The following is a 15,141-nucleotide window of genomic DNA, read 5'->3' on the forward strand; positions in this document are numbered from 1 at the left end:
GCTAATACATATAAATAATTCCATTTTTGCGGGTAATTGAAGTCCTGTAATTCCTCTTCAATTTCTGTTTCATTCATCCGTCCATGGAATAAATTTAACATAAATAATGTCTTTAATTGTTCATGCTGATTTGTCACAATATGTTCAAGTGACTGATTTTTATCAATAACCTGCCTTATAGAACTTCCAATTAGTTCAAATTCATCTCGATATTCATTGTTTTGTATTTTCGGAACAAAATTTAGAAGCTCTTTAATCGGCTTTGAGAAATAATCTGAGCTAATATAAGCAATAATAATCGTTACCGTTAGCATAAAGATACTCATTAAAATCGTTCCAATAATGGTTGGCTTCATTGCATAGGTAAACTCTGAATTATTGATTTTGGAGACATAAACCCATCCATTATACCCTGACTTTGAATAGGCAAGCTTGTAATTTTCTGCACCACTTTGATCAACATCGATAATTCCTGTTTGCTTAAGATTCCCCTCCCTTATACTTGTTAATACATCTTCACTCATCCCGTCCTTTTCCTTCTTATTGCTTTGATAAATTAACGTCCCATCCTGACTATAAATGTATATTGGACTAGACTCAGCATGTTTATAAATAAGATTTGTTAATGATTTCATCCGAATGTTTACGATGAGTACACCATTTTTCGCTGATTGATAGAAGGGAGTTAGTTTTACTAGCTCAAGGACATTTGGATTTGATTCGTCCTTTAGCCATGTCGAAGAATGTTGTAAAGATAGATATTTCTCTGATATTTCTTCTCGTTTGCTTTTAGTAAGCTGCTGTAAGCCATCCTTATTAATAATCCAGTTCCCTTGTAAACTTACTAAATCAATTGTTGTTTGACTAGGTCCGAAGGAAGACATGTAGTTTAATTGTTTATCAATTGAATGATACGTATCGAAGTTCTTTGCTGTTAATGGTTGTTCAATATACCCCTTAAATGGATGATCGTGGACATAGGAATTTAGAGTATAATCTAATGTTTGTAACTTTTGCTCCACCGTATTCATCGTCTGAACAACATTTTCTTGTTTCTCGAGCGTCACTTTTTCTTCAAATGAATTCTTCGTGAAAAAGTAAGCAAAGCCATTAAATAAAATCATAACAAGAGTTCCAACTAAGACGAATGGCAGAAAAATCCGATAAAAATATTTTGGTTTATGTTTCATTAAAATTCAACACTCCCCATCCCCTTTATAAAAGCGCTTACATACTTTCCCATTATAAATCCACAGCAAATTTTATGTCAACTTGACTTCAAGTCGGCATATGTGCTCTAGATTTATACTTATGAGAAACGACTTACTTGTTTCATTCTATATCGTCTATGAATGTACTAAGCATCATAGCTGAAAATAATGACAACAACTATAATCATTTGCTCTACTTTAGTAGAATGCCTACCGGCACGTTAGAAAAAACTGATAAATTGAGCATGATATAACATAATGATTATTTATAAAATGACTGCTACGCCTTATATATTTTTAAGGCAAATAATCATGTAAGCATTTTATGAGATGATCAATAACAAGGCCGATTTTTTAATCGAGCGCTTATCATTGAAAAAAAGAGCCCAAAAAGGACTCTTTTTTTCTGAATCATTTTATATTTTTTGTAGAGACTAAACGTAAGGAGGAGTTAAAATGATTCAAACATTTATATCAGCACTACTCGCTTCAAGCCTCGTCATGAAATATAATTTAAATTGGCATCGAAAATTGCTTTTTATTTCAATCCCGTTATTTATCATCTTCATGTTTATTCAAGCAGAATATGTGAATTATCGAGTCAAAGATAGATTATACGAGCGCTCCTAATCTTTCCTTAACCTCTTCTTCTGTTAATCCATGCTCTGCAATGTATCTGTTCCGTGGATGCTCACGGCATTCATCACTACATGAACGTAAATATTTATGTTCATTTTCCTCTGAGCATAAAATTTGTTTGTTACACTCAGGGTTTGCACAATTAACATAACGTTCACATGGCTCACCAGTAAAATAATCTTTACCGACAACAACTGGATTTACACGGTTTACTGGAACACTAATGCGTTCATCAAACACATAACATTGCCCATCCCATAGCTCACCTTGAACCTCTGGGTCTTTTCCGTAAGTGACAATTCCACCGTGTAGCTGTGCAACGTCCTCAAAGCCTTCCTTACGTAACCAACCAGAGAATTTCTCACAGCGTACGCCGCCTGTGCAATATGTTAAGATCTTTTTATTTTCAAATTTTTCGCGATTTTCACGAATCCATTGAGGCAATTCCTTAAATGATTGAATTTCTGGTTTAATCGCATTTTTAAAATGGCCTAAATCATATTCATATTCATTTCTAGCATCGATAACAACTGTATCTTCCTGCTGCATTGCTTCATAAAACTCTTTTGGGCTATAATATTTTCCTGTTAGCTCAAGTGGATTAACGTCCTCTTCTAAGCGTAATGTCACTAATTCTGGACGATGGCGTACATGCATTTTTTTAAACGCATGTTCATCAGCTTCATCAATTTTATAAACCATATCTTTAAAACGTGGATCTGCCTTCATATGCTCCATATATTGGTTCGTTTGTTCCACTGTACCAGAAACAGTACCATTAATACCTTCGTGGGCAATTAAGATCCGACCTTTTAATCCGATGCTTTTACAAAATTCTAAATGTTGTTGAGTTAATTCCTCAGGATTTTCAATTGTTACATAATGATAATATAGTAAAACTCGATATTCTTTATTTTCCATTATTCTTTCACCTCTATATTTATATTTGCAAGATATAAAAATGTAGGCTTCCATGAATGTGGTTTTTTTCACATGATGGTTGCGAAAGTTATCAATACTCATAGCTATTATGATTGATAAACATTTTCGATGTATACTTGCGACTGTACTATTATATCCTTAATTAGAAAAATAGACAGTAATTAAGATTAAACCAGATTTTGATGATAGATGCAAGGAAATACGAATTGTTAATTATTACCTAAACACAAAAATACTTGGATCAATGTCTTTAATCCAAGTTATTTGCAATTAATCAAGAGCAAGTAGGACTTGAATAGATTAGCTATAACCAATTTCTTCAAAGCAACTTCTCATACCATATTGGAATGATTCGGTTGAACTCTTCATGGTCCTTTATAACATCTAAAGAATATTCAAGGATTAATTCATATTGTTCCTTGCTTATTCGTAAGCTCCAAACCATGGCTGATACAATATGTACTGCACTATAGAACGTATAAAGCTTCCAAAACGATTGTTTGATCGGTTGACCTTCGTTGTATCCATCAATAATGCCTTTTGTAAATGGAATACTTACTCCTTTTGAAAAAAAACCTAACTTTTGCAAATCATGAATTGGATCACCCCAGTCCATACGTTGAAAATCAATAATGCCGGAAAATTTCTTCTGGTGAATTAATAAATTGGAAGGATGGAAATCATCGTGTTGAAACGTGTTTGGTCTTTCCATCATAATATGCTCATTTTCGGTGATATACGTAGTCAGCAACTCCTTTAGCCTTGAGCTAATAGGAAGATTATTGAATTCTAATAAATACTTATCATTTTTGCGTTTCTTCACACTGTACCAGGAGGGATAATTTTGAGGGGCTTGTAGATTATGTAATTTCAAGAGCTCAGCTCCTGCTTGAAAGCCTGCCGATAATTGTTCCTGTTCGGTTAATGCCTTCAGCGCCGTTTCTCCGTCATCACCAGGTAAGTACGTAAGGAGCATATACGAGAAGTCTCCATGATTCATCCTATTGAATTCAATCACTTTCGGTACATAATTTGAAAAGGCTGCTAATTTGTTGATTGTTTCATATTCTATTTTTCGCTTTGTTTCTTCGTTGATTGGAAAAATCCTAAGCAAGTACTTATTATCAATTACATATTTTTTATCATTAGAAAATCCTTTTATAAGCTCATAAATATGATTTGCATGTTTAAGCAACGAGACACTTTCCCTTATCATCTTTTCCATTCCAACAGCTCCTTACGTCTATTATTTAGGCAGTATATGAAGAGATTGAATTATAGAAATAAAACCATATGTATCTCGTCAAAGTAAGCCTTTCCTACTTTTAAGGCTCTTCTCTCAACTCCAAACTGCTCGAATCCTAATGAATCGTACAAGCGTTTTGCTGATACATTCGTTGACACAACTGTTAGATTAATTTGTTCAATCCCCTGAGTCCTTTTCGCTTGTTCTATTGCCGTCTTTAATAACATCTTTGCAAAACCGTTACCACGTTTTTCTGGTATAACGTACATAGCAACGATTTCTGCTTTGTGCTTTAATTTATTACGTTTTTGTTTTACCAACGTTACCGTTCCAACAAGTTCGCTGTTCTCGAATGCACCAAATGTTATCGCATCCTCTTTAGCGAATCGTTCCTTGTATTGCTCAACAGTATAGTCTTTCTCTTCTTCAAAGCTTGCTCCGAAGTTTTCAGGGTGTAATCGTAATGCTTCAAGTCTAATGTTTTTGTACGTTTCAGCATCCTCAATTCGTAATGGTCTAATCTCCATTTACACTCCATCCCTCATTTCCCTATTAGTTAAAAATTAGTCATTGCTCTGAATACCCAATGTTCTAATTATTAGCAAATACGACTTCCTTTGACTCGTAATCAAGGATGCGTGCTCTTACATCATTTTTTGATATAAATATAGCGGACCCGTCTCGGTCAATACAATACGCAATAGGGATAGATACCCCGGTATTTCCAAATGAACCGTCAGCATGGCTTGTTCCAATGACCATTGTATGATAGGTCATTGCAATGTTCGTTGCTTCTGTCACCCATTCCTCAAACTGTTCAATGCTAAACATTCCCACACCAATTGGATGAACAATTAAATCTATATCACTCGCTTCTTGACTGTTCATTCCTTGAACGATTAATTCATCACAAAGAATTTGGCCAATTTTTAAACCTTCCTCATTAACAAAGGTGGTTTTACTGTATTTTATCCGATCTAATGTCACTTGTCCCTTTCGATTAATAACGATTACCCTATCTTTCGGTTGTTCATTTAATCTTCTATAGCCTCCAATAAGGACAATATTGTAGTTTGCAGCTAATTTACAAGCTAGCTCAACATTTTCATTTAAATATCCCTCAGGAAAAATAACGATATCAACTGTTGGATTTTTTTTAACGACTGCTTCAAGCTGGTCTATGCCATTTTCAAGCTTTGGTTGAATAATTAAACATTTCATCCTATTTACCCCTTTGCCAAAAGGCGAAATTTCTTATGCCCAATATTCTATTCCCTTAATAATGAAGACATAAAGCACTATTATCGACTAATAGTTCTATATAGCTGTTCAAATACCTTCTTAATTACAATAGGACCTCTACTAACCTTAAACATGTGAGGTGCTGTTTTTGAAAGATTAATATGTGAGTAGACCTATAGAAAGTGAAATATAATGACAAGCTACTATATTTCATAGGAAATGACGATAATGCTCATGTATATTCAAAGCAAATGATCGCCTTTTTTAAGTCTTTATTATAAAACAAGTAAATACGATCCGCTCCATAAGCTTGAAAATAGTAACCAGTAGCAAATCCGATATATGTAAACGGATGACCATCTTCATCCTTTGGTACATATAAGAGATTCGTATAGTCAAAAGCCTCCTCTTCGTGATCACAATCTTCCAATAGTACTCTTCCCTCTTTAGTCATAAAGCGAATATCGTCTAAGAGGCCATTTACCTTAGGATAATCTAACCCCCAGCCACTTGCCTGCTTTTTGGCAAACTCTTGCTCTAATTCTTCAACAGATGATAATTCTTTTCCAAAGCTAGAATAAGGATAAATTTTCAGATTACGCTCATAATACTCCTTGCGAATTTCATAATCTTTTTCATTTTGCACATATGCTTCTTCTAATTGATCGGAAGGCTCCTGCTCAATGTCAAAATAACGCCAATCGGCTTCAAATTTATATTTTCCATCTATGACATCAAAGCCTAGCATATCTTCTTTCGAAAAATTTGTGTGAAACTGCGTCAGTTCACCAACACATCCTTCATGAATTTCCTTTGCGGAAACAATATGTAACCATTCATCCCATTCTGGATCAATACATTTTAAATTGATAGAACAAATCGGTAAAAAATGTTTTTTATGCTGTTCCAATTGATCATAAAATACTTCTTCATATGAAGGGAACGGTTTAATAAATTGTTTAGGTATGTTCATCATGTATCCCCTTTCTTAGATCGTTATGTGTCTCATTTTACCATTTTCTCTCATCTCTTAAAATTCCCTTGTTAAACAAATAAGGGAAAAACGGTAATAGAGTCATTTTACACATTGAAGTAATGATTTTTCCACAACAGAATGAGCGTTAATTCTTTGAATTAACGCTCGAGATTACCTATCGTCATTATTTCTAACATTCCGTTATAAGCGAATATCACTACTGAACTATTTTAAATCTTTATCTTTACAAATTTTCGTTTTCCAACCTGAACAATTAACTCATCAATAATATTTACCTGGAATTTTGTATCCTCTACCGTCTTTCCGTTTAATTTTACGCCTCTATTCTCAATCATCCTTCTTGCTTCACTTTTTGAGGTAAATAATTGTAGCTCGACGAGAAAGTCAATGATTGACATTTCCCTCTGTCCTTGCCAGCTAATCACTGGAATTTCTTTCGGGATATCTCCCTTTTGAAAAACTGAAATAAAATGCTGTTCAGCCTTATTTGCTTCTTCAATCCCATGGTACATTCGAACAATTGTCTTACTTAGTAACATCTTTGCATCTCTAGGGTGAAGAACTCCTGTTTTCATTTGCTCTTTAATATCTCGAATTTGTTCAGGAGAAAAATCTGTAATTAATTCAAAGTACTTATCCATTAACTCATCTGGTATAGACATCGATTTTCCGTACATTTCCTGCGGGCTTTCGTCAATCCCAATGTAATTTTTCTTTGATTTTGACATTTTCTCTACACCATCAAGTCCTTCTAATAATGGCATGAGCAAAGCTACCTGCTTTTCTTTTCCGAATTTTTCTTGAAAATGCCTTCCCATTAAAATATTAAAGTGCTGATCTGTTCCGCCAAGTTCAATATCACATTCTAAAACGACAGAATCATATCCTTGCATTAAAGGGTAAAAGAATTCATGAAGGGAAATCGGCTTTCCGAAAGCAATTCTCTCTTCAAAATCATCTCTTTCTAATAGTCTTGCTACAGTAATTTTCCCTGATAGTTGAATGATCTCTTCAAAATTTAACTTCGATAACCATTTAGAATTATAATGCAGCACGACTTTATCCATATCTATAACCTTAGCGAATTGTTCGAAGTATGTTTTCGCATTATGCTTAACCTCCTCATCAGTTAATTGTTTTCGAGCGATAGATTTCCCTGTCGGATCCCCAATTTTCCCAGTAAAATCACCGATAATTAATTGGATAATATGACCGTTCTCTTGAAATTGTCTCATTTTGTTAAGGACAACCGTATGGCCAAGATGCACATCTGGTGCAGATGGATCTAAGCCTAATTTTATTTTTAATGGTTTATTCTCTAATATAGATTTCGCTAGTTTATTTTCTAACTCTTCTGTTGGAATCATTTCTTGTACACCTTGACTATAAATAGCCATTTGTCTCATTACTTCTGCTCGTTGCTCCTCATTTAATTGTTCTTTAAAATGACTCATTTATCGTTCCTCCTAAAAAATTGAATATATCGAGTAGGAGGCACGTTGCCGTGCCGACCTCTCACACCACCGTACGTACGGTTCCGTATACGGCGGTTCAATTTTATGTTAAGCACGCACTTTGATATAATGTTTTTCACTAGAGATTAGACCGAATCGGGCTAATCTCTCATTGGTTATTGTCGTCGTGAGTATCCAAGTGTAAGCTATTCGAGCTGTCCCTTTACTTGTATGGCTATTTTTATAAGCACTATATTTATCCATGCCCAGTTTAATAAGATTTTTCCTACGATTCTTGGCAGTCTTCCATTTCTTCCAAATACACATTCGCATTCTAAATCTTGTATGAGCATCTATTCTCCCAAGTGCTTTCTTCATATAACCGACCCTAAAGTAATTGACCCATCCTCTAATCAACTGATTAATTCTCTCCACTTGATACTTTGTACTGACACTCCAATTCCTTTTTGTGAGTTGCTTAAGTTTGAATTTGAAACTATCAAAGGATTTTTGGTGTGGTTTTGCTTTGTATAAATCAGCTTGATAATCTTTGAAGAATCCAAATCCTAAGAACTTCATATCTGGGTCATTAGGTTTCGTCACTTTCGATTTCCCCACATTTACAGTTAACCCTAATTTCTCTTCAATAAATCTCGATACAGACCTCATGACTCTTCTCGCAGACATCTCACTTTTGACCATGATAATACAGTCATCTGCGTATCTAACGAAACGCAATCCTCGATTTTCTAGTTCTCTATCCAATTCATTAAGCATGATATTACTTAGTAACGGTGATAAGTTTCCTCCTTGCGGGGTGCCGATGATTGTTTCTTTATATTCTTCATCTATTTGAACACCACTTACTAAGAATTTACGAATAAGGGAAATGACATCTCCATCGTCCACCGTTCTCGATAGGAGATTCATTAGTCGGTCATGGTGTACCGTGTCAAAGAAACGCTCTAAGTCAATATCTACAATCCATTCATATCCATCATTCATGAATTCTAAGGCTTTCAAGATAGCCATTTCGGCATAACGCCTTGGTCTGAAACCATAGCTATATTCGCTGAATTGTTTATCGAACATTGGGGTTAAAACTTGTGCAATTGCCTGTTGTATAACCCTATCTCGAACAGTCGGGATTCCTAAAAGCCTTGTTCCACCGTTTGGTTTTGGTATTTCTACCCTTAGTACAGGACTGGGTTTATATTCTCTTTTCCGGATTTGGCGAATGATTTCATCCTTATTCATCGCCATATACCCAACCATTTCCTCCACACCCATGCCATCAACACCAGCAGAGCCTTTGTTACTTTTAACCAACTTGACTGCCTGGTCCAGATTATCCTTCTCGAGTATCTTGTCGAGTAATTTTCTTTCGTGCATGCTTGTTATTTCCTTTCCTTCTCGTAGATCGGTATCCACTTTGTCGCGGTTTGCCAGTGGTCTGTTTCCTTCCCCAATTGAGATTTCTATAACGATAAAATTGTTCAGCCCTTCGCTCTTTCAAACTTTCGTTTGACGTCTTCACTACTACGGCTTCTGCTGACTTCTCCCGGTCCAGTCCTATATCTCTATAAGATTTTGGTGTAGATCCGTGAGACCTCCCCAGTTAAGGTGCGAACTTTTTCCCTCTATCTATCTGCCATATATACAACGCATGTAAAGTAGCTATCGGACTTCAACTTCTTTTGCAGCCTTATCCTCATACGGTGCCTCTTATATGATTTCTGTTCGTCAGACCAGAGGTTTGCCTTGGGCTTCCTTCAGATTCCACGTCACCATGGACACCCTTGCCTTCAGCTATGTATTTGCCGCTACCAGGCCATACTCGGGACTTTCACCCGTTAGAGTTCGCCCATGCTGGGCGAACAAAAAAACCACATCCCAAAAAAGGGACGTGGTTTATTTTTACACGCGGTACCACCCTTGTTGAAGGACATCATCCTTCCACTTATCAAATAACGGCTCAACCGTTCTTTGCTCACCTTTACGTTCACAAAGAAAGCTCTAGGATTGTATTTCGTGTTATCTATGTATCGATTTTCACCAACCATCGATTCTCTAATAAACAGGGAGATAACGACTACTGAGTATCCCGTCACAGCTTTTTTATTATATTGTTCGTATTCAAAAGTGGTTATTTCGAATTACTTTTCTAAGCAGATTTGACATACTTTTTTGTTCATCTTTTGACAAACCTGAAACAATCTCAACTTCTCCTTTATGAAATTGTGGATAAAGAGCTTCCATCACTTGTTTGCCTTTTTCCGTTAATGCAACATAGGTTATTCTTCTATCCCTGTTGTCAATTCTTCGATAGCACAGCTCTTTTCGTTCAAGTGTCTTTGTTATATTGCTCACAGTTGCTTTTGAGACACCTGCAGATTCTGCTAATTTTTTCGTTTCAATCGATTCCCATATCCACAAATCATATAGCATAGAGAATGCCGTCCAAGATAACCCATATTCAGATAAGACTTCTTGCTCCATTTTGTTTCTTAATCCTTGTGCGACCCGATATATATTGGTTACGACTGAAATTGCATCAAGATGTAGTGAATCAATTGGAAGTTTCGTTAATTGATTGATTGTATCTATTTCTTCTGGAAGTAGTTCCCCATTCTCATTAAATGAATGTATTAGAATCACCTCTTTAAATTTTCAAAATCGTTAGCTATGAAACGATTATAGCAAACGATTTTTGTAAATACAAGAAATAATCGTCTACATTTAAATAAATCTCCTCCTCCCCTAACATTTTAGATTATCCGTTTATTTTCAAACCATCAAAACATTACCGTCTAGTACTTATTTGTCCATTTTCTATATCAGTTCTTAATTCTTGAATCCTATGTATTTGATCTGGGGAGGACATATCACCCTTCCGATAGTTATATCTATTTCCGAGAGGACTATATTATTTCAAGTTATTTTAGCTAAAAGATGTTATCTCACCATTTCTATATCAATAACATTTACACTAAGTGGTAAACTTTCTCGAACTTCACCATCATAACTAACTTTCACTCTATCCCCAACATGAAACGTCTCCTTACTATTAACGGATAAGTCTATATTTACACTATTACCTGAATGAAGAATTTCACCTTCTTCAATCGAAACTAGCGCACTTTGACCATTAATTTCTTCTATTGTTCCTGTAAATGTTGCGCTTGTCTTATTTTCCTTTTCAACAGATTGACATGCAGCTAGAAAACTAAATAATAAAACGATAATACTCAAACTAATTGTCTTTTTCATAGAAACTTTCTCCTTTTTGAAAATTTTCCAATTTCTTTAAATTAGTCGAAGAAATGAACAGAAGGTTACAAAAAACATACGATTAATAAACATTTGGTTAACGGCTCTTTAACATACGACCATGGAGCCCGTGAAACGAAGGCATGAGCGAAAATCAATAACCAAATTTAAAAGAGCTTAACTTACAAAAGGTCTCACTTTTAGAAACGCTTCAAAGAAAGACATGTTCTTTTACATTCTGGCCTATTCTCACTAAGCTCTTGAAACCTTTTCATCCATTATCCGTATATTACGATAGATACTGCTTAAAATGGAGGTATTTATTCATGTACGAATATAAATTTGTAAAAGTTGAACTTAGTAATTGGAATAAAGCTCCAAAGGAAGATTATCATGAAATTATCCACAATCATGCAAAAGAAGGATGGAAATTTGTCCAAATATTCGCTCCCGGTACTTCTGGATATGGTGCTGCTTCTTATTTTGAAATTATTTTCGAAAAACCTTATGAACTTTAGGGTATAGCATGAGTTTGCTAATTTTTCTATCTCTCTTTTCTAACTTAATAGTAGCTAAACTTTTGAACGAACCTCCTCCTATTCTTATTCTGAATAAAAACAAACGAATATAACATAATAAGAAAAAAATGGAGGTAGTTCTCATGCTGGCGACCTTTTTTAGAATAGCAAACGCAATTGGATTATGGACAATCGTTTTATTATTTCTGCCAAAACAATCCTTTAAAAGATACTTACCAGTTACATTATTCTGTTCATGTCTTTTATTAATCCAGACACTTCTAAACGTGATTTTTAATTGGTGGAAGGTAGTAGGAGGCATAAAATCAATGGTATTTGATGCTCTTGCCTTTATTTTCGGTCCATTTTTCACTATGAATTTATGGGTATTTCATTTTACATACGGAAAATTCCCCTTATATGCCTTTTGTAATTTAATCATCGATCTTATTTTTGCTTACCCATTCAATTGGTTCTTTCAAAAGGTCGGCCATTATAAATTAAAAAAGTTTAATTCCTTAACACTTTTTCTCATTTCCTATTCACTTTCATTTATAAATTATGGCTTTCAAAAATTAATTGAAAAGAAAGACTTCTAATAGCTAGAAGCCCTTAAATCTAATCTATTAACTATGGACATTATTTTTTTAAGCTGTGATAAAAATGCATTTTTTCTAAAAGAGGCACACAATTTTTAAAAGGGGGTTTGCGTAACCTTTGTTGTTTTTTACTTAGTTGTTGTTATTGATTGATTTCTACTTACAATACTCCCTTCCCGTGAAGGGTGGTGTGCCTTCTTTATAAACACTTACTTAACATTAATTTATCCAACACATCCTAGAGGAGTCTTGAGAGTAGCCTCAAATCAACCTTTATATAAATAGTTCAAAATAACAGTCTTTCAGAAAAAGGCTTATAAAAAAGACGTGTATCAATACACACGTCTTCAGTGATGCCTTATATTAAGATTTTCCTATAAAAACACTCTTCATTATATTCCTCTATCTTAGTATTACGAAATACCTTTGACAATAGAGCTTAATGCTTCGTTAATAGGTGTTAATGATCTGCCTAGTAATTTTTCAAAATCGTTGCTTTCTATCTCTAAAGCTCCCTCCCGAATCCCCTTTTGAATATCAACGAGCATCGGAATGATGAACTCTGGCACTCCAGCATTTTTTATCACCTCTGCATAAGTAACATCGTCAACATGCTGTACAGGCACTTCTTTACCTAAGACTGTACTTAGAGCAGCTACAAGTTCATCTTGAGTCAGTGGCTGGCCAGAAAGCTCATAAATTGTATTTTCATGACCGCTTCCGGAAAGTACTGCTGCTGCAGCTTCTGCATACTCTTGTTGAAGTGCCCAACCTACCTTACCAGACCCAGCAGATGTGATCCATGGAGCCCCTGCTAATACACCTTGGATGCTTGAAATCTCATTCTCCAAGTACCAATTGTTGCGTAAGAAGGAGTATGGAATCCCAGTTTTTAGAATGGCCTCCTCAGCAGCACGATGTGGCGGAGCAAGAAACATCTTACTCTCACTCGCATTCCCTAAACTCGTATAAGCAATAAATTTAACTCGAGCCCGCTCTGCCGCAGCTACCGCATCAGTATGCTGTCTAATTCTTGTTTCATTATCTCCATCTGCTGAAATCAATAATAAACGGTCAATCCCAACAAAAGCCGTATCCAATGTTTCAGGATGATCAAAATCTCCATGCCTAACTTCAATTCCACGTTTTTTAAAGCCTTCTGCCTTCTCCGGATTTCGAACACTAATTACTACTTGTTCAGCAGGTACTGTTTTTAATAATGTTTCAACAACCTTCGATCCTAATTTTCCTGTTGCCCCTGTTACTAATAGTTTCATCCTATTTCCTCCTTGTAACAACTTGTATTTATCTCGAATACATGTATTCATCATAAATACTTCCCTTTCTTTTGTCAACAATCTATTTTTATTTTTCGTAAATATTAAGGTATAATACGTTGTAACCAAATTAAATACATGATTGTTTAATATATGTAAGGCTATTTTTGTATTTTTGTTTTGTTTGTAATTTAATAATTAGGAAACAAATACTGCACGAGGAAAGCAATCACAACGACTACTACTAAAAAAATAAAGTTTACGAAAACAGCCTAACGAAGAAAAGATATAAAAAACATGGTAGGTGAAAAATAATGTCCATCAGCAGCAGGTTCTCTGTTGGAATTCATATTTTAGCTCTCATTGAGTTAAATAAGGATGGGGTTAGTTCATCAGAATTTTTAGCTGAAAGTGTTAATACAAATCCAACCTTGATTAGAAAAATTATGGGAATGCTTAAAAAGGCAGGATTAATCGAGGTTAAGCCAGGTATTGCAGGGGCAAAATTAGCTAGGGAACTATCCGAAATTACAATGCTAGATGTATATAAGGCAGTTAGTGTTGTAAAAGAGAACGAATTATTTAGTGTACATGAAAATCCAAATATCAAATGTCCAGTTGGAAGGAATATTCAGAATACAATTGACCCGATTTTTTCTGCAGCCCAACTAGCAATGGAAAGCACATTGGGCCAGGTTACGCTAGAAAAAATCGTAAAGGACATTGTCGATAAAGATTCAAACGCTACTAAATGAAATACAACCTTAGGAATAAGAATGGGGCACTTAAATGTTCCTCATTCTTATTTCATAGTTTCAACAAATTGCTCCTCATTCAAAACTTGTATTCCATTCCTTTTTAGCAATGCAGAGGTTACACCATTGCCAACAATTTTCTTTCCTTTAAACTCTCCATTATAGATCATTGTACTGCCACAAGATGGACTGTTCTCCTTAAGCACAACAGTAGATGCTTGTAATTTTCTAGCTTTTTCTAATGCTGCATGAGCACCTTTAATGTAAAGCTCTGTTACATCTCTTCCTGACTTCTCAACCACTTTTGCGTTGCCATCAAGGACATCATAACCGTCTCCGCCGATAATTTCAGCTGGTTCTCTAGGCGTTGTAAACCCACCGAGTAATTCAGGACAAATCGTCACCGCCTTATTCTCGTTAACTAATTGACGAATTGTCTCATCTAAACTATGTGTACCATTATATCGTACTTCTAATCCTGCTAAACAGGAGCTAACGACTATCATCAAATCTACACCTCTCAAAAATAGAATTATATACGTATTATAAAACTTTCATGAATAGGGACCACGCTAGTAAAAGTTCTCTGTCCTTAAAATCTAAATAAGCATCCTTGTTTTTCTTCAGTCATACCGCTAGTCCTGACAACTGCATTGCAACTTTAGAGGAACTTCCTTTTATGTATTTTATTGATACTTAAACGGGAAGTTAGCGATCAACTCATTGAATTTACGCTCCCACTGCATGAAATCCGAACTAGGCAAATACCCCCAAAATTGTAGTCCTGAAGGTTCAAATGAAACAGTTATAAAGTAGGTATCACCCTTTTGCTCATCCCCGTACCAGCAAGGATATTCTGTCTGCTTGCCTAAATACGATGGCAAATTTTCATATATTTCACCTAACTCTTCATACGTTTCTTTAGTAAACTTGCTTTCGTCAACCATATATACTCTCTCAAACTCTACGATATCGTTAACAACAATAAATC

17 protein-coding genes and 1 other annotated feature are annotated in these 15,141 nt (G+C 35.1%); of the genes, 4 read left to right on the top strand and 13 right to left on the bottom strand.

Annotated elements, in window-relative coordinates:
• Positions 1–1,190: cache domain-containing protein (locus tag HU235_RS14155; RefSeq protein WP_174880602.1), on the bottom strand; the 1,190-nt coding region annotated here is incomplete at its 3' end.
• Between the two features lie 477 nt (positions 1,191–1,667).
• Here HU235_RS14155 and HU235_RS14160 point away from each other — a divergent pair.
• The gene (locus HU235_RS14160; RefSeq protein WP_170944516.1) at positions 1,668–1,841 is read left to right on the top strand and encodes a hypothetical protein; all 174 of its coding nucleotides are present in this window, start codon (positions 1,668–1,670) and stop codon (positions 1,839–1,841) included.
• Here the strand turns inward: HU235_RS14160 and trhO are convergent.
• The 9 genes from trhO to HU235_RS14205 all read right to left on the bottom strand — a co-directional run bounded on the left by trhO (position 1,824) and on the right by HU235_RS14205 (position 11,001).
• On the bottom strand, positions 1,824–2,771 hold the full coding sequence (trhO, locus tag HU235_RS14165) for an oxygen-dependent tRNA uridine(34) hydroxylase TrhO (RefSeq protein WP_095303299.1): 948 nt from the start codon (positions 2,769–2,771) through the stop codon (positions 1,824–1,826). The two genes, HU235_RS14160 and trhO, sit on opposite strands and share 18 nt — an antisense overlap.
• Before the next feature lie 340 nt (positions 2,772–3,111).
• Positions 3,112–4,017 (bottom strand): aminoglycoside phosphotransferase family protein, encoded by a 906-nt coding sequence (locus HU235_RS14170; protein WP_145582642.1) that lies wholly within the window; start codon positions 4,015–4,017, stop codon positions 3,112–3,114.
• Between the two features lie 50 nt (positions 4,018–4,067).
• Complete coding sequence (locus HU235_RS14175) at positions 4,068–4,565, bottom strand: GNAT family N-acetyltransferase (protein WP_145582643.1); 498 nt, start codon at positions 4,563–4,565, stop codon at positions 4,068–4,070.
• Between the two features lie 64 nt (positions 4,566–4,629).
• On the bottom strand, positions 4,630–5,259 hold the full coding sequence (locus HU235_RS14180) for a hypothetical protein (RefSeq protein WP_095303296.1): 630 nt from the start codon (positions 5,257–5,259) through the stop codon (positions 4,630–4,632).
• Between the two features lie 253 nt (positions 5,260–5,512).
• Complete coding sequence (locus HU235_RS14185) at positions 5,513–6,253, bottom strand: siderophore biosynthesis protein (protein ID WP_174880603.1); 741 nt, start codon at positions 6,251–6,253, stop codon at positions 5,513–5,515.
• A gap of 233 nt (positions 6,254–6,486) precedes the next feature.
• Positions 6,487–7,731 carry a tyrosine--tRNA ligase gene (tyrS, locus tag HU235_RS14190; RefSeq protein WP_174880604.1) on the bottom strand — a complete coding sequence of 415 codons (1,245 nt, stop codon included), beginning with the start codon at positions 7,729–7,731 and terminating at the stop codon, positions 6,487–6,489.
• A gap of 108 nt (positions 7,732–7,839) precedes the next feature.
• A complete protein-coding gene (gene ltrA, locus HU235_RS14195; RefSeq protein WP_174880605.1) occupies positions 7,840–9,123 on the bottom strand; it encodes a group II intron reverse transcriptase/maturase in 1,284 nt (427 codons plus the stop codon).
• A 505-nt stretch (positions 9,124–9,628) separates the two neighbouring features.
• Positions 9,629–9,851 (bottom strand) — a binding site (T-box leader).
• Positions 9,852–9,867: 16 nt separating this feature from the next.
• Positions 9,868–10,380: a MarR family transcriptional regulator gene (locus HU235_RS14200; RefSeq protein ID WP_174880610.1), complete on the bottom strand. Its 513-nt coding sequence runs from the start codon at positions 10,378–10,380 to the stop codon at positions 9,868–9,870.
• Positions 10,381–10,686: 306 nt separating this feature from the next.
• The gene (locus HU235_RS14205; RefSeq protein WP_174880606.1) at positions 10,687–11,001 is read right to left on the bottom strand and encodes a DUF3221 domain-containing protein; all 315 of its coding nucleotides are present in this window, start codon (positions 10,999–11,001) and stop codon (positions 10,687–10,689) included.
• Between the two features lie 326 nt (positions 11,002–11,327).
• Here HU235_RS14205 and HU235_RS14210 point away from each other — a divergent pair, with 326 nt between their 5' ends.
• Positions 11,328–11,519, top strand: coding sequence for a DUF4177 domain-containing protein (locus HU235_RS14210; protein ID WP_095303292.1), 192 nt, complete (start codon positions 11,328–11,330; stop codon positions 11,517–11,519).
• A gap of 143 nt (positions 11,520–11,662) precedes the next feature.
• A complete protein-coding gene (locus tag HU235_RS14215) occupies positions 11,663–12,118 on the top strand; it encodes a hypothetical protein (RefSeq protein WP_174880607.1) in 456 nt (151 codons plus the stop codon).
• Between the two features lie 413 nt (positions 12,119–12,531).
• Here HU235_RS14215 and HU235_RS14220 read toward each other — a convergent pair whose 3' ends face one another.
• On the bottom strand, positions 12,532–13,395 hold the full coding sequence (locus tag HU235_RS14220; protein WP_174880608.1) for an SDR family oxidoreductase: 864 nt from the start codon (positions 13,393–13,395) through the stop codon (positions 12,532–12,534).
• Positions 13,396–13,709: 314 nt separating this feature from the next.
• Here HU235_RS14220 and HU235_RS14225 point away from each other — a divergent pair, with 314 nt between their 5' ends.
• Positions 13,710–14,150, top strand: coding sequence for an Rrf2 family transcriptional regulator (locus tag HU235_RS14225; protein ID WP_095300775.1), 441 nt, complete (start codon positions 13,710–13,712; stop codon positions 14,148–14,150).
• Positions 14,151–14,197: 47 nt separating this feature from the next.
• On the opposite strand, the gene HU235_RS14230 is transcribed toward HU235_RS14225, so the two are convergent.
• Together HU235_RS14230 and HU235_RS14235 are read right to left on the bottom strand one after the other, a co-directional pair.
• Complete coding sequence (locus HU235_RS14230) at positions 14,198–14,656, bottom strand: 2-thiouracil desulfurase family protein (RefSeq protein WP_174880609.1); 459 nt, start codon at positions 14,654–14,656, stop codon at positions 14,198–14,200.
• Positions 14,657–14,836: 180 nt separating this feature from the next.
• On the bottom strand, positions 14,837–15,141 hold a 305-nt coding region (locus tag HU235_RS14235), incomplete at its 5' end, for a hypothetical protein (protein WP_411828263.1).

Source organism: Metabacillus niabensis (assembly GCF_902829255.1).
Taxonomy (GTDB): Bacteria; Bacillota; Bacilli; order Bacillales; family Bacillaceae; genus Metabacillus; species Metabacillus niabensis.